Source organism: Stenotrophomonas sp. Steno-Z10-HUANG (assembly GCF_056393075.1).
In genome coordinates this window covers 300,782-326,855 of sequence record NZ_JBWJPA010000001.1, presented here as the reverse complement: position 1 = coordinate 326,855, position 26,074 = coordinate 300,782, and the positions used below count along the sequence as shown (strand labels likewise).

Here is a 26,074-nt window from a genome sequence, read left to right as displayed (position 1 = left end):
CGCGCGCCCAGCGCGTCGCGCGGCGCGGGCGGCACGCTCTTACGTTCCTCTTACGTCCGTGCTCTATCACGTTGCCCCGAAACAACACACGCCCGCCGGAACGTCCGTTCCCGGTGGGCAGCGCAGGTTTCCATCAAAGGGGCAATCCAATGCAAATGTCTTCCCAGCGCCGCCAGGGCGGCTTCACCCTTGTCGAGATGGCCGTGGTGCTGGTCATCATCGGCGTGATCATCGGTGCGGTGATGATCGGCCGCGACGTGCAGCGCAACGCCGAGTACACCCGCATCAAGCAGAAGTTCGTCGACCAGTGGGTGGTCACCTACAACAGCTACCACCAGCGCTACGGCGCGCCGATCGGCGACAACCAGTCCGCCCCGCAGCTGATGGTCAACGGCACCCACTTCACCGGCTTCTCCGGCGGCGACATGAGCCAGAACGCCACCGAGCCGGCGCTGATCTGCTCCGGCACCGATGCGCTGCCGACCAGCAACGGCCTGACCCGCACCCGCGAAGGCGACACCGGCTTCGACCTGCGCGACCTGGTGCGCAAGGCCGGCATCACCCTGCCGCCGGGCCGCGGCGAGGGCAAGGAAGACCGCTATGCCTACCTGGACACCAACGGCAACCCGCAGGAAATCCGCGTGTGCTTCGGCTGGAACCGGCCCGGCACGCTGTGGGGCTCGGGCAACGCGATGATCATCACCGGGCTGACCCCGGACCTGGCGCGCGCGCTGGACCAGATGATCGACGGCAAGCCCGACGCCAGCAACGGCGCCTTCCGCCAGGTCGGCATCCAGGCCCGTACCGCCACCGCCTCCGGCGGCGCGACCTCGGCCAACGCCATCGGCACCGAATGGGGCGGCAACAACACCGGTTCGATGTCCGCGGCCGTCACCGACGGCCAGACCTTCGGCACCGGCACCGACGACGACCAGGTCATGACCGTCGTCGCCAGCTACAAGATGAACCAGTAAGCCGATGCGCCGGCCCTCCCTGCTCGCACGCCTGCGCCAATCGCGCCGCACCTCGCTGTTGCTCTTCGCCGCCACCCTGGCTTCGCTGGTGGTGGCGGCGGTGTGGTTCATCAAGGAACGCTCGGCCCTGGCCGACGCCTACCAGCGCCTGGGCGACCGCAACCAGTTGCTGTCCGAGGCCAAGGTGCGCGAGCAGGAGACGCGGCTGCGCGTGGAGCACGCCAATTCCGCGCGCCAGCTGCTGGCCAGCGCCCAGGCCAACGGGCTGCTGCCCGGCGCCTGGGGCGAACGCCTGATCAACCTGCGCCAGAGCCAGATGCACCGCGAGGAAGCGCTGCCGCTGCTGGCCACCGTGCAGCGTTCGCCGGACCACCTGTTCGGCGCCGAATCCTTCGAGATCGCCGTCACCCACCCGGACGAGGGGCTGTTCGACCCGCCCGGCAGCGTCGACCGCCGGCCCGCGCCGCTGTCGCTGACCCTGCGCGGCAGCCTGCTGTTCCAGACCGCCGACGACACCGGCACCCACGGGAATCCCCTGCCATGAGCCTGCTCCACGTCATCCAGCAACAGGGCCACTGGCTGCTGTTCGACGGTGCCACCGTGACCCGCAGCGACAGCCGCCCGCGGTTGGCCGGTGCGGCCGTGGTGGTCAGCGATTTCGAGAATGCGGTCAGCAACGTCATCTCGCTCGAAGGCAGCCCCGCGCACGCGGTCGCGCTGATCGAACGGCGGCTGCGTTCGGACGGCATGATCGACGGCGAAAGCAAGATCCTGATCCACCGCACGCGCAGCATCGGCGCCGGCTACCAGACCCTGTTCACCGCGGTCCCACTGGACCTGTGGCAGCAGACCTACGCGTGGGCGGAGGCGCAGCCGGACCATTGCCTGCTGATCCCGTTCACCTCGCTGCTGTTCAAGTCGCTGCGGCCGGGCCTCGGCCTGGTGCTGCAGTCCGGCCGCCAGGTCAGCGTGCTGGCGGTGCTCAAGCACGACATGATCTACCGCACCGCGCTGGCTTACAGCGAGGATCCGTCGGACATGGCGATGACCGTCGGCGCGCTCGCCGAACAATTCGCCGAGGACCTGGGCAGCGGCGAGGACAGCCTGGAGCCATTGGCCCTGCACTGGTGCCCGGTGCTGGTGCCGCGCCCGGATGCGGGCCAGCCGTGGAGCGACGATGCGCTGCGCGAGGTGTTTGCCGTGCGCAGCGGCCTGCGGGTGGACAGCGTGCCGCTGCGGGTGGTGCGTGACGAGCAGGGCAACGAGTACCGCAGCGGCATCGGCTGGATCCAGTCCCAGGCCCGGCCCGGGATCGCCATCAATCCGCTGGCCAGCCGCCTGGCGTGGAGCGCCGAGTCGCTGTTGCCGGTGGCCAGTGCCGCGTCGCTGGTGTTCGCGCTGATCCTCGCCGCCCTGGGCGCCCGCTGGGCGCTGACCGGCAGCGAGGCCAGCGCACGCGCCGACGAAGTGGGCAGCGAGATCGAAGCGATCGAGCAGCGGATCGCGGCGATGCAGGCGCAGCAGGCCATGCCCGAAGGCTTCGGCGGCGTGCAGGCCTTCATCGAACGCGCCACGCGCCTGCACGACGGCGCCGACCCCAGCGCCAGCCTGGCCCAGGTGAGGGATGCCGCCGCCGGGCAGGTACGCATCCTGCGGGTGAAGCTGGAGGAGCCGGCAACAGCGCGTGCCGCCCCCGGCATGCCGCCCGCCCCGCCGCCGGCCGCGGGCGACTACACGCTGCGCGTGGACGGCGTGGCCGACCCGTGGCGCGGTACCCCGGGCATGCAGGTACCGGCCTTCGTCGAGGGCCTGCGCCGGGCCGGCTTCGATCCACAGCCGGTCGATCCGCAGGGCGGTGGCATGAACACCCGTTCGGCCGGCGGCTTCTTCTCCTATCTGCTCAAGCGCCCGCCGGCTGCGGCGGCAGAGGTCCGTCCATGAAGATCAAGTTCATCGCCGCCATCGCGCTCGTGGTGTGGCTGGCGGTCACCGGCTGGCTGGCCACGATGGTCGTGGTCAAGCCCGCGGTGCTGCAACTGGGCAACGACGCCGACGAAACCGCCGCCATGGTGGAGCTGCGCAGCGCCATCGCCCACAACCAGAAGATGCAGGCGCAGGTCGAACGGCTGCGCCGCAGCGTACCCATCGGTGATGGCCAGCCGCTGCTGGCGTTGCCGCTGGCCACCCCGCCCGCCAGCGAAGGCGGCCCGTCGTCCGCCCTCGCTGGCGGTGCGGAAACCCAGGCCGCGCACAGCGTCTCGCTGGTGCTGGTGGCCAATGGCCGGCACAGCGCGGTGGTCGACGGCCAGCGCGTACAGCACGGCTCGCGCCTGGCCAGCGGTGCGCGCGTGGACGCCATCGGCCCGGACTGGGTACGCATCCGCAACGCGGCCGGTGAACTGGCCACGCTGCCGGTGCCCTCGCCGTACACCCACAACGCGGGGGAACAACGATGAACCCGCGCTACAGGAAACCCCTGCTGTGGGGCACCGGCCTGATCGCCGGCGGTGCCCTGGCGATCCTGGCGGTGCGGCATTCCGGCGATGCGGGCGCGCCCGCCGCCCCGCCGGCGGCAGCGGCGCAGGCCGACGCCGCCGCCGGACCGCAGGCCACGCCCGCGGGTACGGACACGCCACCATGGCTGCAGGCCGACGCCTCGGCCGGCGGCAGCGCCACGCAGCGCGCGGCGGCCGCGGCGCCGCCCCCGGCAGCGGCCACGGCAACGGACATCGGCCGCTCGCTGGCCGACATCCGCCTGAAGTCCGGCAACAACATGCGCATGGCCGACGACCTGCTGGCCCAGCTCGACCAGCTCGAGAAATCCGGCAAGGCGCCTGCCGACGTTCGCCTGGACGCACTGCGCAACAACCTGCTGATCGCCAAGCGCGCGCAGGCGCTGGCGGTGGAACTGGCCGAGTCCACGCAGAAGCCCGACAGCCCGGCACAGCGCCAGCGCAACGCCGCCATCCTGGCCGAACTGCAGCAGCTGCAGGGCCAGCTGCGCTACGACGTGGCGCCGGCCAACCTGCCCGCGGCACCGGGCCGGGCGCAGTGACATGCGGCCACGCCACCGCCCGGCACGGCTCGGCCCCGGCACCCGCAGCGGCTTTTCGCTGGTGGAGCTGGCCGTGGTCGTCGGCGTGCTCGGGCTGCTGACCATGACCGCACTGTCCGCCTTCGACAACCTCGGCCAGGCACGCCGCCACAATGCCGCCCGCGCCCATGCCGAGACCGCGCGGCAGGCGCTGCATGCGTTCGCGCTGCGCAACAAGCGCCTGCCGTGCCCCGACCTGTCGGGCACCGGCGACAGTGGCTTCGAGGGCAGCAACGGCGCCTGCAGCGCCACCGGCAACGTCGGCTGGCTGCCCTATGCCAGCCTCGGCCTGGAGCTGCCGGTACGCGGCGAGCGCCTGCGCTACGGCGTGTACCGCGGTACCGCCAACACCGACCTGGTCGCCCCGGCACGCGAATCGGCCGACCAGCCAGACCTGGAGTACATCGGCGGCTTCGGTTCGGCGCTGTCGCGCATCGTCGCCAACACCCCCACCGCGCCGCAGGCCAGCCAGCCGCACTACATCAGTGGCGGCACCCCCACGCAGTGCGGCAGTGGTGGCACCGGCACGCGCATGGTCAACCCCGCGTTCGTGCTGGTGGCCCCGGTCGCCGCGCGCGACGGTGGCGGCGGCGACGGTGGCTTCGATGGCGCCAACAACCGCGCCTTCGCCCAGGGCAACGGTACCTGCGTCACCCCGCCCGACTACCCCGGCGACGAGCGCTACGACGATCTCGTCGTCGCCGAAAGCGCCACCGCCCTGCTCGGCTGGCTGATGGCCACCACGCGCTGACCGCCGATGCCCTTCCCTCTGCCTTCCACCGCATCCTTCCAAGGTACAGAACCGATGAATCCCAACGCCCGCACCGCCCGCGTCCCACACCGCCCCACGGTCAGAACGCTCGTCAGCGCGATCGGCGCGTTGACCCTGGCCGCCTGCAGCAACATGCCGCCGCGCAGCGTGCAGGAACTTCCGCCGACCGAGTACAAGGCGCTGGAGCGCAGCGGCACGGCCATCGTCGAGGAATCGAAGAAGCTGGCCGCCCAGCAGGACCGCATGCGCGAACAGGTCGAGCAGCGCATGCAACAGCAGGCCGACGCCGCCGCGCCGGTGGCGCCGGCCTACGACCCGCTGGAAAACACCGTGGTCAGCATCAGCATGTTCAACGCCGACGTCGGCCAGCTGCTGTGGGCGCTGGCCGACGAGCTGAAGATGAACCTGATCGTCGACCCGCAGGTGCTGGAACAGCGCCAGCGCACCAGCCTGCACCTGCGCAACGTCAGCGCGCGCGAGGTCTACAACCACATCCTGGGCGCGTTCGACCTGCACGGCGAGATCCGCGGCGGCGCGCTGGTGGTCGGGCAGATGCGCGAACGCATCTTCAACGTGGACCTGCTGAACGCCAGCACGTCCTTCGACCTGTCCACCGGCGGCGACGTGTTCGGCGCCGGCATCCAGAGTGCCGGCGGCGGCGGCCAGTCGCTGCGCGGCACGCTCACCATGAGCGGCAGCGTCGGCAAGGAAAGCGACCCCTACAAGCAGCTGGATACCGCGCTCAAGGTGATCCTGGGCAGCGACGAGCAGGCCGCCACCGCGCGTGGCCCGGACGCGCCGCCGGCGCCGGAGAAGAGCCGTTACAGTCTGGATCCCAGCTCCGGCACGCTGTTCGTGCGCGCCCGCCCGTCGCAGATCCGCGCGGTGGAGGAACTGGTCGGCCACACCACGACCAAGATGCGCCGCCAGGTGCTGGTGGAGGCGCAGATCCTGGATGTCTCGCTCAACGACAACTTCCAGTACGGCGTGGACTGGAACCTGCTGCGCAACCGCGTGGCCGGCATCTACGGCGACAGCCCGGCCACCATCGCACCGCTGCCCGGCACCCCCGCCAATCCCGATCTCGGCATCCCCGAAAATCCCAACCTGCTGCCCTACCAGCGCTATGGCCGCTATGGCGACCAGGCGCGCAACATCATCTTCCCCAACCAGACGCTGGGCTCGGTGGCCGGGCGCGGGCTGGGCATCAGCTACCTGACCGACACGTTCTCGGCCGCGCTCAACGCGCTGCGCACCTTCGGCAACGTCAAGGTGCTGTCCAACCCCAGCGTACGCGTGCGCAACGGCAGCCCGGCCTACCTGAGCGTGGGCTCCAACATCCGCTACGTCACCAAGTCCACCAGCAATTTCTCCAACACCGGCGGTGGCACCGCGTACAACCAGTCCACCGACATCCAGACCGATTCGCTGTTCTCCGGGGTGGTGATCGGCGTGGCGCCGATCGTGCACGACAACGGTGGCGTCGAACTGCTGGTGCACCCGATGCAGACCGAGGTGGTGCCCGGCAGCCTGGAGCTGCAGAAGTTCCCCAACGGCAACGCGGTCACCCTGCCGGTGGTCAACGTCAAGGGCATCACCACCACGCTAAACCTGCGCGATGGCGACACCGTGCTGCTCGGCGGGCTGATCGACCAGAAGGCCAACCTCAACGACAGCGGCATCCCCGGCCTGTCCGACGTGCCGGCGTTCGGCAAGCTGTTCGGTTCGCGCGCCAAGCAACAGAGCACCCGCGAATTGGTGCTGGTGCTGCGGGTGAAGGTGATATGAGCCTGATCCACGACGCGCTGCGGGAACACGACGCGCCGGCGCTGCCGGTGCGGCCGGCACCGCGCGCGTCCTGGTGGGCACGGCAGGCGCCGTCCACCCGTGGTTCCCTGCTGTTCGCGGCAGCCGGCCTGGGCGGCTTCGTGCTGGCCGGCGCGGTGCTGCTGGGCGTGGGTGCGCGCGGCACCGCCGCGCCGTCGGCAGTCGCCGGCAGCGGCGCCCCCACGGCCCACACGGTGGCCGCTCCCGCCGCCGCGCCCATCACGGCGGCGACCCTCGCCACACCGCCCGCGGCGCCGGCCGTGGCCGCCGCGCCCGCCCCGGCCGTGGCGCCGACAGCCAGCGCCGCGAGCGTGGCGGTACAACCGCCGGAATCCACGCCGGCGGTCGTTCCCGCGCCGCAGCCGGCGTCCGACACGCCCGCAAGCAACACGCCGGGCGTCGCCACACCGGCCCCGGCCCGGTCGGCGCCGCTGCCGGCGACCGCCGCCAACGACAGCGCCGCGCCTGCGATCCACATCGAGGTCGAACGCCGCAGCGGCGCCGCCCCGGCCGATGCCGGCGGTGACGGCCGCGCGGTGGAACAGGCCGTGGCCGATGTCGAGCGCGCGATGGCCGGCGGCGACCTGGACAACGCCCGCCAGGCACTGGCGCGGCTGGCTGGCCTGCTCTCGCCGGAGAGCCTGACCCTGCTGCGCATGCAGGCCTGGGTCGCGCATGCCGGCAACGACACCGACCAGGCCGAAGCGTTGTACCGCCGGATCGCCGAGCGCGTTCCCGAAGACGTGAACGCCGGGGTCAACATCGCCCTGCTCGACGCCCGCCGCGGCGACGCCGACGCCGCGCGTGCGCGGCTGGCACGGCTGTCCGGGCGCCATCCGCGCTCGCCGCAGGTGGCTCGCGCGCTGGCCGAACTGGACCGCGGCGCGCCATGAACCCGGCCCTGGCCCGCCACCTGCAGACGCTGGGGCTGGAACGTGCGCCGTTCCCGCCCACGCCCGATGCCGCGGCGTGGTTCCAGACCGCGCGGCTGGAAGCCGAGCGGGTCGAGGCCGCGCACTGCCTGCGTACCCGCGCCGGCTTCGTGCTGCTGACCGGCGAGATCGGCACCGGCAAGAGCACCTTCCTGCGCCGGCTGCTGGTCGCGCTCGGTGGCGAGGGCATGGTCACCTCGCTGGTGTTCAACACCTTCCTGCAGGGCCCGGACCTGCTGGCCGCGGTACTGCGGGACTTCGGGCTGGAAGCGCGCGGCACGCCGGCGGCGGACATCGACACCCTCAACCGCTTCCTGGTCCAGCAATGGCGCGCGCAGGCGACCTGCGTGCTGATGATCGACGACGCGCAGAACCTGACCCTGGAAAGCCTGGAACTGCTGCGCCTGCTCACCAACCTGGAAACCGGCCAGGAAAAGCTGCTGCAGATCGTCCTGGCCGGGCAACCGGAACTGCGCGCCAACCTGGAACAGCCCGGCATCCGCCAGCTGACCAGCCGCATCTGCAAGCACGTGCAGCTCGACGTCCTGGCCGCCGACGAAGTGCAGCGCTACGTGCATTTCCGGCTGGATGCCGCCGGCAATCCCAGCCCCGGCATCCGCCTGCGCGCCGATGCCGCGCTGGCGCTGCACCGCGCCAGCGGCGGCAACCCGCGCCGCATCCACCAGATCATGGACCGCTGCCTGTATGGCCTGTACGCGATGCCGGCGCAGGCGCGGGTGATCGACCCGGCGCTGGTGCGTACCGCCGCCGCCGAAGCCGGCGCGCGCCCGCTGGCACGCCGCCTGCGGCGCACGCGGCCGGCGCTGGCCACCGCCGCCTCGCTGGCCGGGGTGCTGGCCGCGACACTGCTGGCGCTGGCGCTGCGCGGCGCCGATTCACGCGCCGGCGATGCCCCGCCGGCAGCCGCGGCAATGCCGCTGCAGGCCACCGCCGCGCCCGCCGGCGACGACGACGACGCGGACTGGAGCGGCTGCCTGCGCCGCCTGGGCCAGGCCGGGGTGCAGGTACAGGCGGTCACCGATGCCTGGCTGGCACGGCTGCCCACGCGCGAAGGCCTGTGCCTGCAGCGGCTGGCCGACGGCTGGCAGGCGGGATGGCGTGCGCGGCTGCGCGCGGAGGATTTCCTGGCCGCGCAGGACCAGCGCGCGCGCGTGCTGGCGGTGCAGGTGCTGCTGCAGGCCGAAGGCCTGTATGGCGGCCCCCTCGATGGCCTCTACGGGCCGCGGATGCGCGCGGCGATCGCGCGCTTCCAGCAACACAGCGGGCTGCCCTCCAGCGGCGCCCCCGACCCGGCGACCCTGTTCCTGTTCGACACCCTGCTGGCGGCCCGCGCCGCCACTTCGTCCACTTCCCCGGAAACGCAACACCATGGCAACGGTTGATCCCTCCCCCGCCCGCCCCGCGACCCCGCCCGCCGTGCAGCGCGACGGCACGCGCCTGGGCGAACGCCTGCTCGAACGCGGCCTGATCGACGCCACCCAGCTGCAGTACGCACTGCAGAAGAACGAGGTCGAGAAACAGCGCCTGGGCCGCGTCCTGATCCGCCACGGCCTGGCCAACGAGTCGGACATCGTGCGCGTGCTGGCCGAGATGAACGGCATCGAGTACGTGCAGGTGGACACGCTGGCGCATGCCGAACCGCAGGTGCTGGCGATGTTCAACCGCGAATTGTGCCAGCTGCGCCAGTTCCTGCCGCTGCGGCGCAGCGGCGATGCGCTGGAAGTGCTGCTCGGCGATGCCGACACCCAGGCCGTGGGGCAGCTGGTGCTGCAGCGCTGCGGCCTGCGCTGCCGCTTCCTGCAGGGCGAATACGGCAAGGTCGCGCGGCTGATCCGCCACACCTACTACTTCGCGCAGAACCCGGTCGAAAGCCTGCTCGAACGCGAGATCAAGCGGCTGTCGACCGACAACGACCATGCCTACAGCCCGGAAAAGCTGCTGGACTACCTGCTGCACTACGCGGTGCGCGAGCGCACCACCGACATCCACCTGGCACCGTCCGACGACAGCCTGCACGTGCTGTTCCGCGTCGACGGCGTGCTGCGGCCGATGTTCGCCATGCCGCTCACCCTCAACCGCCTGCTCGGCTACATCAAGCTGACCGCGGAAATGGACATCTCCGAACAGCGCCGCCCGCAGGACGGCAGCTTTCGCGCCACGGTGCTGGATTCGGCGGTGACGGTGCGCGTGTCGACCCTGATCACCGATGCCGGCGAGCGCACCGTCATGCGCCTGCTGCCCGAGCACAGCGACCTGGCCGGGCTGGAGGAACTGGGCTTCTTCGCCGAGGACGTGGCGGTGCTGGAACGCCTGTTCGCGCGCCCGGCCGGGCTGGTGCTGATCACCGGCCCCACCGGCTCGGGCAAGAGCTCCTCGCTGCATGCCGCGCTGCGGATGCAGTCGCTGATCGAGCGCAACGTACTTACCGTCGAGGACCCCATCGAATACCGCGTGCCCGGCGCCGGCCAGACCGAGGTCAACCGTCGCGCCGGCTACGAGTTCAGCTCCGCGCTGCGGCATTTCCTGCGCCACGACCCGGACGTGATCCTGCTGGGCGAAATGCGCGACGCCGAGACCGCGCAGGCGGCGCTGGAAGCGGCGGCCACCGGCCACCTAGTGCTCTCGACCCTGCACGTGACCACCGTGTTCGGCGTGGTCCCGCGACTGCGCCCGCTGGGGCTGGAGGCGCAGGTCATCGCCGACAACCTGCTGGCCGTGGTCAACCAGCGCCTGGTGCGCCAGAACTGCCCGTTCTGCGCCCACGAAGTGCCCTTCAGCGAGCGCGAACTGGAATGGCTGGACCTGCCGGCCGGCTGCTGCGGCAAGCGCGGCGCCGGCTGCGAGCGCTGCCGCGGCAGCGGCTTCCATGGCCGCCTGCCGGTGTACGACATCATGGTGGTGGACGAAGCGCTGGCCAACGGCATCGCCGACGACGTCAGCCGCGAGACGCTGCGCAGCCTGGCCATGAACGCCGGCTTCCGCAGCATCGAGGACGTCGCCAGGGCGCGCGTCATCGCCGGCCAGACCACCAGCGAGGAAGTGATGCGCGTGGCCGGCGTGGGGCCGGCGCCATGAACGTCTACTACTACCGCCTGCTGCTCTCCAGCGGCCGCGTGCGCGCCGGCGTCACCCAGTTGTCGGTCGAACACGATTCGTCGGCGCGGATGTGGCTGGAAAAGAACTTCGACGCGGTCGTGCTCACCCTGTACCGCTTCCCCGGCTGGCTGGCCGAAGCGCAGCGCACCATCACCCAGCTGGTCAAGCCGAGCATCCGCTCGGTGGAGCTGGCCGGGATGCTGCGCGACCTGGCGGTGATGACCTCCAGCGGCATCCCGATCATGGAATCGCTGCGTGCGGTGGCCAACGAGGTCGGCGGTGGCCGCACCTCCAACGCCGCCCGGCTGGCGCGCCGGCTGCTGGACGAACTGGATGCCGGCGCCTCGCTCAGCGACGCGGTGTCGCGTTACCCGGACGCGTTCCCGGAGACCGTGCGCAACCTGCTGATGATCGGCGACGAAACCGGCACCATGGACAAGATGCTGATGGAGTCGGCCGACCACATCGAACGCATCTCCAAGATGACCGCCGACACCCGCCAGGCGCTGATCTACCCGGCGTTCGTGTTCTCGGCGATCTTCGCCGCCGGCGGCTTCTGGATCTACTACGTCATCCCCAACCTGGCCGATCTGTTCAAGCAGATGAACGCCAAACTGCCGCCGCTGACCATCGCGGTGATGAAGAGCTCGGAATGGCTGATCGGCCACATCGGCTTCATCGCCGTGGCCATGGTGGTGTCCGCGTTCGTGCTGTGGGTGGCCTGGCGCTACAGCCGCGGCTTCCGTCGCGCCGCGCACTACACCCTGCACAAGCTGCCCATCGCCAGGACCATCATGTACTCCTCGGGGCTGGCGTTCTTCACCGAGTACATGGCGCTGCTGATCCGCGCCGGCGTGGACATGGTCAGCAGCCTGCAGGTGATGGAACGGGCGATGCGCGACGAGTACTACCGCGACCGCATCATCGCCATCCGCCAGGTGCTTGAGCGCGGCGACCGGGTGTCCGCGGCGATGCGCCAGGTCGGCGGCTTCCCCTCGATGATGGTGCGCATGATCGGCGTCGGCGAGGAGACCGGCACCCTGGATTCGCAGTTCGCGCGCCTGTCGGCCGAGTACAGCCTGCGCCTGCAGCGGCTGATCACCAATCTGTCCGAAGTCATCAAGCCGGTGGTGGTGCTGCTGGCCGGCGGCATGTTCGTGTTCCTGATCGTCGCCCTGCTGCTGCCCGTCTACGACCTGGTCAAGCAGGCCATCGCTTCCCCGCAGTTCTGAGGATCCCGTCATGCACCGTCCTACCCGCCCCCTGCCGTCGGCCGCCGGCTTCACCCTGATGGAGATGTCGGTGGTGCTGGTGATCATCGCGCTGATCATCGGCGCGGTCAGCGTCGGCCGCGACGTCTACCGCAGCGCCGAGGCCGAACGCATCGGCAGCGAGTTCGTGCAGGGCTGGATCGTCGCCTACGACCGCTACGTGCAGCAGAGCGGCGTGGTCCCCGGCGATACCCCGGCCAACCCCAGCGGCCGCATCAACGGCCAGCTCGACCGCAACGGCCGCGAGCTGTGCGACGACCCGGGCAACTTCGCCCTGCGCAAGGCCATGCTCGAACGCGGCGTCGCGCTGCCGCAGGGGCGCGCCGAGGGCATGGAGTCGTTCTACGTCTACCGCGACAGCCAGGGCAACCCGCAGCAGCTGCAGGTGTGCTTCGACACCGTCGTCGACTGGGCCGAGCCCACGCCCACCGGCGGCTACCAGCCGCGGGTGCGCAACATCATGGTGCTCAAGGGCCTGACCCCGGAACTGGCCAACCAGCTCGACGCGCGCATCGACGGCCGCATCGACGCCTGCTTCGGCCGCCTGCGCGAGCAGGCGCCCATCCCCAAGTACAGCGGCGGCAGCAGCCTGTGCAATGTCGCCGTCGGCAGCAGCAGCGCATCGCAGCCGCGGCCATGGACCGAGGACGACACCCAGACCCGCAACGGCCGCGAGGACGGCCTGGTCAAGGTGATGACCGGCTACCTGCGGATGAACCAGTGACCCCGTTTCCGCTTTCCCCCAACGGCCATTCAGGACACCCGTCATGAACCAGCCCACGCGTATTCCACCCGCGGCCGCGACCCCCGCGCAATCCGGCTTCGGCCTGCTCCAGGTGATGCTGATCCTGCTGCTGGTCGGCAGCGCGCTGGCCGCTGGCGCGGTGCTGTGGCAATCCAAGCGCGCGCCGGCGCAGGCCGTGGCCCAAGAGCAGGCGCTGCGCTGGGCGGACGAGGCGATCGCCGCCTTCGCCGCCGCGCACGCGCGCCTGCCGTGCCCGGCCGACACCGCCAACGGCGAGGAGAACTGCGCCTCGGGCAACGCCAAGGGCTGGCTGCCCGCGCGCACCCTGCTCGGCGCCTCCGGCGACGGCATGCGTTTCGGTCCGGTGGCCTACATGGTCTATCGCGGCGACACGGCCACCCACCTGGATCTCACCGCGCCGGGCAATACCTACCAGCCGCCCCTCACCGACGGCAGGGTGCGCGAGATCATCACCCGCGACGAGGACGGCGAAGAGACCGGCCGTCGCGGCTTCGTTGCCGTCAACGGACTGGACCTGTGCCGCACGCTGGAGCTGGCGCAGGTGCAGCCGCACGATCCGCTGCGCGCCGGCAGCGCCGGCGTGCCCTGGAACGTGGCCTACGGCATCGCCGCCGCCGGCCCGCAGTCCGGGGCGTCGCGCCTGGATGATGCCAACGCCGCCGGTGGCGCGCAGATGGCCGCCCCCTGGCAGGAATGGAGTGGCGGCTACGACGACCGCGTGCGCGTGCGCACCTTCGACGGCGCCGGGCAGATGCTCGGCTGCCGGCTGCTCGGCGGCGCCACGCCGGCACCGCTGGCGCGCGCCTACGCCACGCCGCTGGGCCTGCCCGGCGCAGCGGCCGCCACCGCCACGCCCTACAACGTGTCGCTGGCCGGCATGGACGTGCTGGCCGCCGCGGTGACCCTGCACGATGCGCTGGGCGAGCTGCAGGCCAGCAACATCGACGCCACCGAATCGGCCGTGCAGGGCGCGGTCCAGGCGCAGATCTCGGTGATCTTCAAGCTGGTGGCCACCGCCATCAGCCTGTCCGACAACATCACCACGCTGGTGACCTCCTCGGTATCGCTGGTGCGCGCCATCGTCACCTGCATCGCGTCGCTGGGCACCACCTGCGCCGAAGTGCCGATCAAGACCTCGGCGGTGGTCACCGCGGTGGTCGGCCTGGGTACCAAGGGCGTGACCCTGGCGGCCAAGGCCGCCTCGCTGCCGCTGGTCAGCGCGGCACTGGCGGCCACGATCAAGGCGCGCGACCTGGCGCGCAAATCGGCCATTCCGCCGGTCAGCAACCCCGAAGAAGCCCGCCGGCAACTGGAATGCACGCTGTGGGCGCGCAACTGCGGCGACGACGAGGGCGTGGTCAAGACCGAGCTCAACCCGGACTGGCGCGAGGGCGACGACCCCAAGGACAAGTACCGCATCGTCTACCGGCGGGATGCCAACGGCAACCCGATCCCGCGGCTCGATGCCGACGGCAAGCCGATGTACGACAGCAGCGGCAACCCGCTGTACGAGCCGGAGTACGAGGCCGGCGCGCCGCGCAAGGGGCTGGAGCAGGAAACCGAAGAGGCCAGGAAGAGCTGGCAGACCCTGCAGGTGCAGGTCGATGCCCTGGAAACCTGGCGGCTGGCGCCGTGGGGCGTCGCCGTGGCCGGCAATGGCGACCTGAGCGAGAACGGCCGCATCGTCGAGCGCATCGACGTGGAGGCCACGCGCCAGCGGATCTGCGACGGCAACTGGAAGGACTGCCGTTACGGCAAGGCCCAGGTCCGGGTGGAGTGCCGTTATGTCGGGGCCAACGCCGGACAGTACGTGCTCAATGGCGACACGTGCACCCATGTCGGCACCGAGACCATCACCGAACCGGACCCGAACGACGCCACCCAGACCATCACCATCACCCGCCCCAAGGGCGACCGCGACCGGGTGGAGATCACCGACTACGTCTACAACCAGGACCAGGCGGTGACCGACGCCATCGCCCTGCGCACCCTGGCCCAGGACTGGTCCAGCCTGCGCATGCGCAAGGAGGAGCTGGACCGGGAAATCAAGCTGCGCGAGGACAACTTCAACAGCTGGTTCAGCGGCGGCGATTCGATCCTGTCGAAGATGAAGGCGCAGCGCGACGACAGCCAGCATTGCGGCGCCAGCCCGCAGACCGCCATGACCCGGCAGAAGTGCGACAACGCCAACCTCACGGTCCTGTACATCGAGACCTGCCAGAAGCCCGAGCCGGTACGCGAGTGCAAGGCGGTCAGCCCCGGCACCGGCCGCTACCGGGACGCGGCGTGCACCGACCGCAATGGCAGCGATGCCGAAAAGAACTACGGCTGGGTCGAGACCCTGTCGCCGCCACCCTACCCGCGCGACCCCACGCCGGATGCGGTCTGCAAGCCCAACATGCAGGACCGGCTCAACGAGCTCAGGGCCGAACAGGCCGGGCTGCAGCAGGGCATGGACAACGCCCGCAACGCCTACAACGGGCGCATCAACCGCAAGGAAGCACCGTGGCTGACGTACCCCACCGGCGCCGGCTACGACTGGTTCCAGTGGGCCATCGAGATCACCCGCGACAAGGACGACAACCCGGTCAGCTATGCCTGGAAGCAGTCGCCGATCGTGGAGACGTATACGTATTCCTGCAAGAAGTCGGAGAACCAACCGATCTGGGTGCCCGGCGATCCCAACGCCACCCCACCGACCGCCGGCTACTGGAAGGACAACTGGGTGGAAGTGGACAGCACCTGCACCGCCAACCGGCGGCTGCCGTTCTACGCGCCCGAACCCTACGGCGGCGGCCGCCCGCCACTGCTGATCACCAGTCCGGTGAACACGCCGCTGTTCGGGACGCTGCAGCTGTATGAACTGCTCCCGGAGAACGCCTGCGCGTACTTCAACAGCCGCCAGTGGAACGGCAGCCAGTGGTGGTGGCCCGGCAGCATCACCTGGGGCGACACCTACAAGGTGGGCCTGTACTGCCAGCGCTATCCCTACAGCCGCGCGTTCGAGGACTGGAAGCGCGCCAAGCTCGGCGCCAGCAACGCCAAGAAGCACTACGAAGACCTCTACGCCCAATACGAGAAGCTGAAGCAGGAGTACGAGGACATGCGCAGCGGCAGCGTCAGCGGCGGCGACGAGATCCCGATGGCGTTCGGCGCCGAACCGGCGCTGGAATGGGCCGACTCGCGCGGCTCGGCCGGCCCGCAGCCGCTGGTGCAGCCATGAGCCGCGCCCCGCACCGCCTGGCCCGCGCCGGCTTCACCCTGGTGGAACTGGCCGTGGCGCTGGCCATCGCCGCGCTGCTGACGGTCCTGCTGGTCAGCCTGTTGCCGCTCGGCAACAGGGTGCTCGACGCCGAGCGCCAGCGGCAGGAACTGGCGCAGGCCGAACAGGCGCTACTGGGCTACATGCGCAGTACCGGGCACCTGCCCACGGCCGACGGCGACGGCAACGGCCGCGCCACCGGTGCCGCCGTGGGCTGGCTGCCGGTGGCCGAGCTCGGGCTGCCCGCCCGCATGCGCATCCACTACCAGGTGCAACCGCGGCTGGCGGTGGCGCCGGGCAACGCCTTCGATCCGCTGCTGCCGCCCACCGATCCGCTGGCGGTCACCGGCAACAGCAACGGCCTGGACCTGTGCATGCAGTTGCTGCTGGAACAGCGCAGCGACATACCGATGGCCGGGCTGGGCATGCCGGTGGCCTACTACCTGGGCCATTCCGGGCTGGCCGGGCACGGCCGCGCCGATGCCGACGCGCAGTGGAAGCCGGCGGCGCAGACCATGCCCGGCACCCCCACCGACAGCGACCTGGCCACGGTCGCCGCCGGCCCCGGCGAACTCGCCAGCCGCCTGTCGTGCACCGATCGCCTGGCCCGCGCCCAGGGCAGCGCGCAGGCCGCGCAATCGGCCTGGAGCTCGCTGGAGCTGACCCGCTTCAACTTCGAGTTCCGCGAGTTCGACATCCACATCGCCGAAACCACCCGCGACCAGGCCGCCGTCAGCCTGGCGCTGGCGGTCTACGCCATGGCCGAGTCGATCACCAACGAGGCCATCGCCCTCACCCTGCTGGCCTCGGGCTGGCCGCCGGACGGGCTGACCATCGCCGCCGGCGCCAAGCAGCTGGCCAAGTCGGTGGTGTCCATGGGCATGGCGGCCAAGAGCCTGGCCAGCGCGGCCATCGCCCTGAAGGACGCCCAGGATGCGGTGGAGGACGCCAGGACCCGGCGCGACCAGGTCAGGAACTTCATGGAGCGGATCGACACGCTCTACCAGGACGCCCGCGACACCGCCCTCACCCTGGATCGCGCAGGACTGAACCCATGACGCCCACCGCCATCTCCCACGCCCGCGCGCGCCAGCGCGGCTTCTCGCTGATCGAACTGACCGTGGCCCTGGTCATCCTCGGCATCATCGGCATCCTGCTCACCCGCTGGCTGAGCGACACCGCGCACGAGCGCAGCCAGGTGGCGCAGCGCGACCTGCTGCAGCGCGCCGACGACGCGGTGCTGGGCTATGCCACCATCCACGCGCGCCTGCCCTGCCCGGCCAGCCCGCTCAGCGATGGCCGAGAGGACTGCGCCCAGGGCGAGGTCGGTACCCTGCCCTGGCGCACGCTGAGCCTGCCCGACCGCCGCGCCGGCAACATCCGCTACGGCGTCCTGCGCCGCAGCGGCGACAGCACGCCGTTGGCCGGCTGGAGCACCGCCGCCCAGCGCGTGGCCGACGTGGATACCGCGTTGCCGGCCGACCTGGCGCAGATCGCGGACCAGGCGGTGCCGCTGCAGGTGACCATCAACGCGCCGCGGTTCGTGCCCTTCAGCAAGCTCCAGCCGTGGGACAACTGCAGCGTGGTCGATTGCGCCAACCTGCCGCACAGCGGACTGAACAGCCTGAACAGCATGGATTTGTGCAATGCCCTGCGCAACGCAGCGATGCTGCCGGCCAGCGCGGAGCACGTACACACCCGGCGCGAGCTGGAGCCGGCGCAGGTCGCCGGCAACGTCGCCTACGCGCTGGCGGTGGTCGATCCGCTCGCGCCCGCGCACGACACCACCTCACCGGTGTTCCAGTCGCCGCGCCGCCCCGGCGGCGGCCCCGACAACTACCAGGACAAGGTGCTGGCGGTGGGCATCGACCAGCTGTGGAGCCGCCTGCGCTGCGGCGAGCACTACGCCCCGGCGCTGTACGCGCACGCCAACGTGGCCATGGCCGCGCGCCTGACCACGCCGGCCATGGCCAACCACGAGGTGCAGCTGGACATCATGGTCGAGCTGGGCGTGGCCGAAGCCATGAACGCCTCGGTGGCGCTCATCGACGCCACCGCCGACCTGATCAACACCACCTCCGAGACCCTGGACACCATCGCCGAGATGTTCGAAACCTATGGCGGCTGGAACTGGCGCGTGGCCGTCGCCGGCGGCAGCATCGGCACCGCCGTCGGCAGCACCATCGCCGCCGGCGCGGCGCTGGCCGCGGCAGGCACCTATGCCGCCACCTCGCGGCAATACCGCGACCAGTTCGCCGCCCGCTTCCCCGACGAGGCACGCCGACTGGAAATCGAGATCGTCAGCAATGCACGCCGCGCCGACATGCTCGGCGGCTTCCCCGACGACACCGTGCGCACCGCGGCGAAGAACCTGCAGTACACCGGGCCCTGAGCCGGACGCGCCAAGGCAACGGGCCGGCGGCCGATCCCGCCCCGCCCGCCTGCCCGCCGCCCCGGCATGCGGGTCCGCGCGCGTGCCGGGGCGGACACGCGCGCATGCCGCCCTGTCATCGAACGGGAAGGTCAGGGAACGAAAAAGCCGCCATCGACGGACGATGGCGGCGCTGTGTGCGGGTGCGGCCGGGATGTAGACGGTGCCCGGTAACGGACCGCCGGCGCGGTCATGCGCCGGCGCCCGGCTCAGGCACGCATCGCCTTGTCCTGCGGTGCCGCGCGCGGCGCGCGGATGCGGCCATAGCCACGCAGCGATGGCGCGGCCGCATGGCGCTGCGCGATCTCCATCGCCAGCGTGTGGGTCGCCGTCTGTGGCTCCACCGCCAGTTCCTGCTCCAGCCCGCGGGCCAGCGTCCGGTAGCAGTGCAGGGCCATGTCCGGTTCACCACGCTGCGCGTACAGGCGCATCAGGCTGCGCTGCTGCGATTCGTTCCACGGGTCGAGCATCACGTGGCGTCGGCACAGGTTCACCGCGACCTCCAGGTCCTGGCTGGCGGTAGCGTCCTCGCGCGCGCGCTCCAGTGCCTTGAGCAGGCGCTGCAGGGCCCAGGCCCTGGCGCCCGGCAGCCATTCGCAGAATTCGTCGCAGTGCTCCAGGGCCACGCCTTCGAGCAGTTCGCCGGCGTCCTCCAGCCACTCCCGCGCGGCGCTGCCGGCGTTCTGTACCGGTTCCAGCAGGTCGATGTCGAACAGCCCCTGCGACGCCTGCGGGCACAGGTGCACGTGCTCGCGGTCGATCAGCAGCACGCCTTCGCCGGCGACGGCGACGATCGCGCGGTTCAGATCGGCCAGCACCTGGCGCAGGTTGGTCAGCGCCGCCCCCGGGGCGAGGTCGGGCCACAGCATCGCCGCGATGCGGCTGCGGCGATGCACGCGCGGGCGCTCGACCGCCAGGTAGGCCAGCAGTGCCCAGCCCTTGCGGTAGGCAAGGCGCCCACCCTCGCCGATGCGGCATTGCCCGAGCAGCCGGACCAGCGGCTGCGCGTTACCCGGCCACGCGCTCATGGCCCGGTCCCCCCGGTGCGGTTCGATAGACACAGGCTTCCATTCCCCCTATGGCAGGCGAGAAAACGGTTCATGTGGTTCCCCAGCGTTCGGATTGGCGGCCCGCTGTTTTTCGGGGCCTCACTGATAAAACCGTGAAAACCGTCCGCGTCCCATCACGCTTCTTCACCTGCTGTCGACGCCGCTGCAGACCGACAGCCGGATCCGGCCGCGGAGCGACGCGTGCCGCGCCGCTGGCGCGTCTGCATGTGGGCGCATGCGGCGGGCGCGGGCGTCCCCAATGCGTGGCGCGATCCGCGCAACTGGCATGTCGGCGGCACCCTGGCGCAGCCCCGGCAAACCACTTTCATCGGCAACCATGCCGCAGTGACAACCGTTTCCGACGCCCGCGGCCGGACACATGCGGGTAACCGGCCGCCATGCTTGACAATGCCGAAAGTGCCGTGGTTATCTCGAGCCATGCTGCAACGCCACACCAGCGCCAATTCGAACCGCACCCCGGCCACCGCCGCGGCGTCGCTGCTCGTACTCGTGCTTATTACCGAGCCCACAGGTGCGGGACGAGCTGGCGCGTAGCAAAGAAAAGCCAGATTCGATCAAAAACCCCGCGCCGACCCCGGTGCGGGGTTTTTCGTTTCCAGCATCCATTTCAACTGAAACCATGTTCACCACCGATACCGCCACGCACAAACACAGCACCCGCGCCGCCATGCGCGCCGCTGCGGCGTGCATGGCCCTGATCCCTCCCCCGGCGGCCGCCGCGTCCTGACGCGACGGCCGTTTTCTTTTGCGCTCCCTCTCTCACTGCAAGGAACCGAGTCCATGAGCTCCAACGAACTGCCCCAGATCAAGATCGCCGTCATCGGTTACGGCAGCCAAGGCCGCGCGCATGCGCTGAACCTGCGTGAATCGGGCTTCGAGGTAACCGTGGGCCTGCGCCCGGGCGGCCCGACCGAAGCCAAGGCCCAGGCCGACGGCTTCGTGGTCAAGACGCCGGCCGAGGCGGTCAAGGACGCCGACCTGGTCGCGGTGCTGACCCCGGACATGGTGCAGAAGAAGCTCTACGAGGACGTGCTGGCACCGAACATGAAGCAGGGCGCCTGCCTGCTGTTCGCCCACGGCCTGAACGTGCACTACGGCATGATCGCCCCGCGCGAGGACCTGGACGTGGTGCTGGTGGCGCCCAAGGGCCCGGGCGCGCTGGTGCGCCGTGAGTACGAGATCGGCCGCGGCGTGCCGTGCATCTACGCCGTCTACCAGGACCGCAGCGGCAAGGCCGAGCAGTTCGCGCTGGCCTATGCCGCCGGCCTGGGCGGCGCCCGCGCCAACATCATCAAGACCACCTTCAAGGAAGAGACCGAAACCGACCTGTTCGGCGAGCAGGCGGTGCTGTGCGGCGGCGCCTCGGCGCTGGTGCAGGCCGGCTTCGAGACCCTGGTCGAAGCCGGTTACCAGCCGGAGATCGCCTACTACGAAGTGCTGCACGAGCTGAAGCTGATCGTCGACCTGTTCTACGAAGGCGGCATCACCCGCATGCTCGAGTTCGTCTCCGAGACCGCGCAGTACGGCGACTACGTCAGCGGCCCGCGGGTGATCGACGCCAGCACCAAGGCGCGCATGAAGGACGTGCTCACCGACATCCAGAACGGCACCTTCACCAAGAACTGGGTGGCCGAGTACGAAGCCGGGCTGCCGAACTACAACCGGTTCAAGCAGGCCGACCTGGAGCACCCGATCGAGAAGGTCGGCAAGGAGCTGCGCGCCAAGATGGTCTGGCTGCAGGCGCAGAACGCGTAACCGCGCGGTCCCCCACCCGCACAGAGCAAAGGTCAAGGTCGCTGCATGAACACTCCCGTCCACGGCGCGCCACGCAATGGCGCACGCTGGTTGACGCAGGCCCTGGAGGCCGAAGGCGTGCAGACGCTGTTCGGCTACCCGGGCGGCACCATCATGCCGTTCTACGACGCATTGGTGGATTCCACCCTCAAGCACATCCTGGTGCGCCATGAGCAGGGCGCGGCGCTGGCCGCCAACGGCTACGCCCGCGCCAGCGGCAAGGTCGGCGTGTGCGTGGCCACCTCCGGCCCCGGCGCGTCCAACCTGGTCACCGGCATCGCCGACGCGATGCTCGACTCGGTACCGATGGTGTGCCTGACCGGACAGGTCGGCACGCCGCTGCTGGGCACCGATGCGTTCCAGGAGCTGGACGTGTTCGGCATGACCCTGCCCATCGTCAAGCACAGCTGGCTGGTGCGCCGCGTCGACGACCTGCCGCAGGTGGTGGCCGATGCGTTCCGTGTGGCCCGCGAAGGCCGCCCGGGCCCGGTGCTGATCGACCTGCCCAAGGACGTGCAGCTGGCCGACGCCTCGCACCTGCCCGAGCACGTGCCGGCCACGGTTGCCCCGCTGCCGCCGCCGGACCCGCAGCGCCTGGCCGCGGCGCTGGAGATGATCGCCGCCGCCGAGAAGCCGGTGGTGTACGGCGGCGGCGGCATCGCCCTGGGCGGCGCGGTGGAGGACTTCCGCCGCTTCGTCGAGGCCTCCGGCATCCCCACCGTGCTGACCCTGCGCGGGCTGGGCGCGCTGCCGGCCAACCACCCGCAGTACCTGGGCATGCTGGGCATGCACGGCACCCGCGCCGCCAACATGGCGGTGCAGGAGTCGGACCTGCTGATCGTGGTCGGCGCCCGCTTCGACGACCGCGCCACCGGCAAGCTGGCCGAGTTCGCGCCGTTCGCGCGGGTCATCCACCTGGATGCCGACGCCTACGAGATCGACAAGCTGCGCGGCGCCGACATCGCCCTGCCCGGCGACCTCAAGGCCGGCCTGCGCGCGTTGTCCGGCAACCGCGGCAACTGCAACGGCTGGCGCGCGCGCTGCGCCGCCAACCGCGAGAAGTTCGCCGCGCGCTACGACGCCCCCGGCCAGGACATCTACGCCCCGGCGCTGCTCAAGCGGCTGAGCGAGATCGCGCCGCCGGACACGGTCATCGCCTGCGACGTCGGCCAGCACCAGATGTGGGTGGCCCAGCACTGCCGCTTCAACCACCCGCGCAACCACCTGACTTCCGGCGCGCTGGGCACCATGGGCTTCGGCCTGCCGGCGGCGATGGGCGCGCAGTTCGCCTGCCCGGACCGCACCGTGGTGCTGGTCTCCGGCGACGGCAGTTTCATGATGAACGTGCAGGAGCTTGCGACCATCGCCCGCTGCCGCCTGCCGGTGAAGATCGTGCTGCTGGACAACGCCTCGCTGGGCATGGTGCGGCAGTGGCAGGAACTGTTCTTCGCCGAGCGCTACAGCGAGATCGACCTGTCCGACAACCCGGACTTCGCCACGCTGGCGCAGGTGTTCGGCATCCCGGCCACGCGCATCACCCAGCGCGCCGACGTCGAGGACGCGCTGGCCGCGCTGCTCGACACCCCCGGCCCGGCGCTGCTGCACGTGGCCATCGACGCGCGCGCCAACGTGTGGCCGCTGGTGCCGCCGAACAACGCCAACAGCACCATGCTGGAAGGCAACCCCGCCCATGCCAAGGCAACGCAGGAGAGTTCCAATGCAATACCGGCTTGACCTGGTGCTGACCCCCGCCGAAGGCGCGCTGCTGCGCGTGCTGGGCATGGTCGAGCGCCGGGGCTTCGCGCCCTGCAACATCGCCGGCAGCCGCCAGCCCGCCGACGCCGGCCGCTGGCACGTGCAGCTGGAAGTCAGCGGCGAGCGCCCGCCGGAAACCCTGTGCCGGCAGCTGGAAAAGGTCTACGACTGCGAATCGGTGCGGATCGTGGCGCTGGAACCGGCCGGGGTGGCGGCATGAATCCCGACGTAGGCGACGTACGGCGCCTGCCCTGTCCCGCGCGGGGCAGGGTCCGCGCGCGGAGGCGTCTTCTTCGACGCCCACCGCACGCCCCGGGCCTTGGCCACGTACATGCCTGACCTTGGCCGCCCCGTCGTCGCCGCCGTGGACACCGGCGCGATCAACGTCAGCGTCGCCGACGTGCTGGCCGCGCAGGCGCGGCTGCGGCGCTTCCTGCCGCCCACCCCGCTGCACTACGCCGAGCGCTTCGGCACCTGGCTCAAGCTGGAGAACCTGCAGCGCACCGGCTCCTACAAGGTGCGCGGCGCGCTGAACGCAATGCTGGCCGCCCTGGAACGCGGCGACGAACGCCCGGTGATCTGCGCCTCGGCCGGCAACCACGCCCAGGGCGTGGCCTGGGCCTCGTTCCGGCTCGGCGTGCAGGCCATCACGGTGATGCCGCACGGCGCACCGGCCACCAAGATCGCCGGCGTGCAGCACTGGGGCGCCACCGTGCGCCAGCACGGCAACAGCTACGACGAGGCCTATGCGTTCGCCCGCGAGCTGGCCGAGCAGAACGGCTACCGCTTCCTGTCCGCGTTCGACGACCCGGACGTGATCGCCGGCCAGGGCACGCTGGGCATCGAACTCGCCCCGCACGCACCGGACGTGGTGATCGTGCCGATCGGCGGCGGCGGCCTGGCCTCGGGCGTGGCGCTGGCGCTGAAGTCGCAGGGCGTGCGCATCATCGGCGCCCAGGTCGAGGGCGTGGATTCGATGGCGCGCGCGATCAAGGGCGACGTGCGCGAAATCGCCCCGGTCGCCACCCTGGCCGACGGCGTCAAGGTCAAGATCCCCGGTTTCCTCACCCGCCGCCTGTGCGCCAACCTGCTCGACGACGTGGTCATCGTGCGCGAAGCCGAACTGCGCGAAACCCTGGTGCGGCTGGCGCTGGAGGAACACGTCATCGCCGAAGGCGCCGGCGCGCTGGCGCTGGCCGCCGGCCGCCGCGTCGCCGGCAAGCGCAAGTGCGCGGTGGTGTCCGGCGGCAACATCGACGCCACCGTGCTGTCCACGCTGCTGTCCGAAGTGCGCCCCAGCCCGCCGCGCAAACCGCGCCGGCGCAACGCCGAACGACTTAGAAGCCGCGTCGCCCCCAACGCGCCGCGGCCCTCCCGAAACGAACACCCCAACATCATCGCACCCGCTGTCGAGGAGACCCTCTGGTGACTACTCCAACCATCAACACCCCGCGAATTACCATCTTCGACACGACCCTGCGCGATGGCGAACAGTCACCGGGCTGCAGCATGACCCCACCGCAGAAGCTGGTGATGGCGCGCGCCCTGGCCGAGCTGGGCATGGACGTGATCGAAACCGGCTTCCCGGCAAGTTCCCAATCCGACCGCGAGGCCATGGCGCTGATCGGCCGCGAAATACGCGACCCGGTGCTGGCGGTGCTGTCGCGCTGCCTGCCCGGCGACATCGAGACCTCGGCCAGGGCGCTGGAGGCGGCGGCGCGGCCGCGCCTGCACGTGTTCCTGTCCACCAGCCCGCTGCACCGCGAACACAAGCTGCGCATGAGCCGGGAGCAGGTGCTCGAATCGGTACACAAGCATGTGAGCATGGCGCGCGGCTACATCGACGACGTCGAGTTCTCGGCCGAGGACGCCACCCGCACCGAGCTGGAGTTCCTGACCGAAGTGGCGCAGGTCGCCATCGCCGCCGGCGCCCGCACCATCAACCTGCCCGACACCGTGGGCTTCACCACCCCGGACGAGATCCGCGCGATGTTCCGGCACGTCATCGGCAATGCCGCCGGCGCCGACAAGGTCATCTTCAGCGCCCACTGCCACAACGACCTGGGCCTGGCCGTGGCCAACTCGCTGGCCGCCATCGAAGGCGGCGCGCGCCAGGTGGAAGGGTCCATCAACGGCATCGGCGAGCGCGCCGGCAACTGCGCGCTGGAGGAGATCGCCATGGTGCTGAAGGTGCGCAACGCGTTCTACAACTTCGACACGGGCTTTGACACCCGCCGCATCGTGCCGACCTCGCAGCTGCTGCGGCGGTTGGTGGGCATGCCGGTCCAGCGCAACAAGGCCATCGTCGGCGCCAACGCGTTCGCGCACGAGTCGGGCATCCACCAGCACGGCATGCTGCGTAACCGCAACACCTACGAGATCATGCGTCCGGAAGACGTGGGCTGGGAGTCCTCGCAGATGGTGCTGGGCCGCCACAGCGGCCGCGCCGCGGTCGAGGCGCGCCTGCGTGCGCTGGGCTACTGGCTGGAAGAGGAAGAGCTGAAGCTGGTGTTCGACCAGTTCAAAGCGCTGTGCGAGCAGCAGCGCGTGGTCACCGACGCCGACCTGCAGACCCTGATGCAGGGCAACTCGGGCGGCGACGGCTACCGCCTGGCGTCGATGACCATCAGCGACGTCGGCAGCCGCGCCAATGCGCTGGTCGAACTGTCCGACCCGGAAGGCAACCGCGTGGCCGAAACCGCGCAGGGCGACGGCCCGGTGGATGCACTGTTCTCGGCGCTGTCGGCCGCCACCGGCGTGCAGCTGACCCTGGACAGCTACCACGTGCACAGCGTCGGCATCGGCGCCGACGCGCGCGGCGAGGCCAACCTGGGCGTGCGCCACGAGGGCAATATCTACGAAGGTACCGGCACCAGCCGTGACATCATCGAGGCCAGCGCGCTGGCCTGGCTGGACGTCACCAACCGCCTGCTGCGCCAGCGCGAAGGCAACAAGACCCAGGAAGCCGTCAGCGCCTGAGCGCGACGGCCCCGCATAGGCAACGGAACC

Annotated in this window: 22 protein-coding genes; 21 read left to right on the top strand and 1 reads right to left on the bottom strand. The window is 70.7% G+C overall.

Translation table 11 applies throughout. The features are described from left to right. Positions 1 to 149 precede the first annotated feature (149 nt). Genes AC06E6_RS01490 through AC06E6_RS01420 form a run of 15 tightly spaced genes read left to right on the top strand, consistent with a single transcriptional unit; the run spans position 150 to position 18,407 of the window. A complete protein-coding gene (locus AC06E6_RS01490) occupies positions 150 to 974 on the top strand; it encodes a prepilin-type N-terminal cleavage/methylation domain-containing protein (protein WP_104939511.1) in 825 nt (274 codons plus the stop codon). A gap of 4 nt (positions 975 to 978) precedes the next feature. Next, a complete protein-coding gene (locus AC06E6_RS01485; protein WP_240212294.1) occupies positions 979 to 1,518 on the top strand; it encodes a hypothetical protein in 540 nt (179 codons plus the stop codon). Further along, positions 1,515 to 2,915: a hypothetical protein gene (locus AC06E6_RS01480; RefSeq protein WP_478060063.1), complete on the top strand. Its 1,401-nt coding sequence runs from the start codon at positions 1,515 to 1,517 to the stop codon at positions 2,913 to 2,915. The genes AC06E6_RS01485 and AC06E6_RS01480 overlap by 4 nt, the downstream gene beginning before the upstream one ends. Continuing rightward, the gene (locus tag AC06E6_RS01475; RefSeq protein ID WP_478060061.1) at positions 2,912 to 3,430 is read left to right on the top strand and encodes a hypothetical protein; all 519 of its coding nucleotides are present in this window, start codon (positions 2,912 to 2,914) and stop codon (positions 3,428 to 3,430) included. The genes AC06E6_RS01480 and AC06E6_RS01475 overlap by 4 nt, the downstream gene beginning before the upstream one ends. Further along, positions 3,427 to 4,029, top strand: a complete 603-nt coding sequence (locus AC06E6_RS01470; protein ID WP_478060059.1) for a hypothetical protein — start codon at positions 3,427 to 3,429, stop codon at positions 4,027 to 4,029. Before AC06E6_RS01475 ends, AC06E6_RS01470 begins: the two co-directional genes overlap by 4 nt. Before the next feature lies 1 nt (position 4,030). Beyond that, a complete protein-coding gene (locus AC06E6_RS01465; RefSeq protein ID WP_478060057.1) occupies positions 4,031 to 4,819 on the top strand; it encodes a type II secretion system protein in 789 nt (262 codons plus the stop codon). Between the two features lie 54 nt (positions 4,820 to 4,873). Beyond that, positions 4,874 to 6,628 carry a pilus (MSHA type) biogenesis protein MshL gene (gene mshL, locus AC06E6_RS01460; RefSeq protein ID WP_478060055.1) on the top strand — a complete coding sequence of 585 codons (1,755 nt, stop codon included), beginning with the start codon at positions 4,874 to 4,876 and terminating at the stop codon, positions 6,626 to 6,628. Continuing rightward, positions 6,625 to 7,560, top strand: coding sequence for a tetratricopeptide repeat protein (locus tag AC06E6_RS01455; protein WP_478060053.1), 936 nt, complete (start codon positions 6,625 to 6,627; stop codon positions 7,558 to 7,560). Before mshL ends, AC06E6_RS01455 begins: the two co-directional genes overlap by 4 nt. Continuing rightward, on the top strand, positions 7,557 to 9,002 hold the full coding sequence (locus tag AC06E6_RS01450; protein ID WP_478060052.1) for an AAA family ATPase: 1,446 nt from the start codon (positions 7,557 to 7,559) through the stop codon (positions 9,000 to 9,002). Before AC06E6_RS01455 ends, AC06E6_RS01450 begins: the two co-directional genes overlap by 4 nt. Beyond that, positions 8,989 to 10,695: a GspE/PulE family protein gene (locus AC06E6_RS01445; protein WP_313230684.1), complete on the top strand. Its 1,707-nt coding sequence runs from the start codon at positions 8,989 to 8,991 to the stop codon at positions 10,693 to 10,695. Before AC06E6_RS01450 ends, AC06E6_RS01445 begins: the two co-directional genes overlap by 14 nt. Then, positions 10,692 to 11,948, top strand: a complete 1,257-nt coding sequence (locus AC06E6_RS01440) for a type II secretion system F family protein (protein WP_478060050.1) — start codon at positions 10,692 to 10,694, stop codon at positions 11,946 to 11,948. Before AC06E6_RS01445 ends, AC06E6_RS01440 begins: the two co-directional genes overlap by 4 nt. A gap of 10 nt (positions 11,949 to 11,958) precedes the next feature. Further along, positions 11,959 to 12,711 carry a type II secretion system protein gene (locus tag AC06E6_RS01435; protein ID WP_478060048.1) on the top strand — a complete coding sequence of 251 codons (753 nt, stop codon included), beginning with the start codon at positions 11,959 to 11,961 and terminating at the stop codon, positions 12,709 to 12,711. 43 nt (positions 12,712 to 12,754) lie between these two features. Further along, positions 12,755 to 15,976, top strand: coding sequence for a hypothetical protein (locus AC06E6_RS01430; protein ID WP_478060047.1), 3,222 nt, complete (start codon positions 12,755 to 12,757; stop codon positions 15,974 to 15,976). Then, complete coding sequence (locus AC06E6_RS01425) at positions 15,973 to 17,073, top strand: prepilin-type N-terminal cleavage/methylation domain-containing protein (RefSeq protein WP_161615245.1); 1,101 nt, start codon at positions 15,973 to 15,975, stop codon at positions 17,071 to 17,073. The genes AC06E6_RS01430 and AC06E6_RS01425 overlap by 4 nt, the downstream gene beginning before the upstream one ends. Continuing rightward, positions 17,070 to 18,407 (top strand): type II secretion system protein, encoded by a 1,338-nt coding sequence (locus AC06E6_RS01420; RefSeq protein ID WP_478060045.1) that lies wholly within the window; start codon positions 17,070 to 17,072, stop codon positions 18,405 to 18,407. The genes AC06E6_RS01425 and AC06E6_RS01420 overlap by 4 nt, the downstream gene beginning before the upstream one ends. Before the next feature lie 248 nt (positions 18,408 to 18,655). On the opposite strand, the gene AC06E6_RS01415 is transcribed toward AC06E6_RS01420, so the two are convergent. Further along, positions 18,656 to 19,474, bottom strand: a complete 819-nt coding sequence (locus AC06E6_RS01415; RefSeq protein WP_478060043.1) for an AfsR/SARP family transcriptional regulator — start codon at positions 19,472 to 19,474, stop codon at positions 18,656 to 18,658. Positions 19,475 to 20,027: 553 nt separating this feature from the next. Between AC06E6_RS01415 and AC06E6_RS01410 the strand changes: the two genes are divergently transcribed. The 6 genes from AC06E6_RS01410 (at position 20,028) to AC06E6_RS01385 (ending at position 26,044) form a co-directional block, all read left to right on the top strand. Next, on the top strand, positions 20,028 to 20,243 hold the full coding sequence (locus AC06E6_RS01410) for a hypothetical protein (RefSeq protein ID WP_478060041.1): 216 nt from the start codon (positions 20,028 to 20,030) through the stop codon (positions 20,241 to 20,243). Between the two features lie 53 nt (positions 20,244 to 20,296). Further along, positions 20,297 to 21,271, top strand: coding sequence for a ketol-acid reductoisomerase (gene ilvC, locus AC06E6_RS01405; protein WP_240213465.1), 975 nt, complete (start codon positions 20,297 to 20,299; stop codon positions 21,269 to 21,271). Positions 21,272 to 21,316: 45 nt separating this feature from the next. Then, positions 21,317 to 23,044 (top strand): acetolactate synthase 2 catalytic subunit, encoded by a 1,728-nt coding sequence (gene ilvG, locus AC06E6_RS01400; protein ID WP_478060039.1) that lies wholly within the window; start codon positions 21,317 to 21,319, stop codon positions 23,042 to 23,044. Then, on the top strand, positions 23,028 to 23,285 hold the full coding sequence (locus tag AC06E6_RS01395; protein ID WP_293765111.1) for an ACT domain-containing protein: 258 nt from the start codon (positions 23,028 to 23,030) through the stop codon (positions 23,283 to 23,285). The genes ilvG and AC06E6_RS01395 overlap by 17 nt, the downstream gene beginning before the upstream one ends. Before the next feature lie 159 nt (positions 23,286 to 23,444). Next, on the top strand, positions 23,445 to 24,494 hold the full coding sequence (locus AC06E6_RS01390) for a threonine dehydratase (RefSeq protein WP_427853156.1): 1,050 nt from the start codon (positions 23,445 to 23,447) through the stop codon (positions 24,492 to 24,494). Further along, a complete protein-coding gene (locus AC06E6_RS01385) occupies positions 24,491 to 26,044 on the top strand; it encodes a 2-isopropylmalate synthase (RefSeq protein WP_478060037.1) in 1,554 nt (517 codons plus the stop codon). The genes AC06E6_RS01390 and AC06E6_RS01385 overlap by 4 nt, the downstream gene beginning before the upstream one ends. Positions 26,045 to 26,074: the final 30 nt, after the last annotated feature.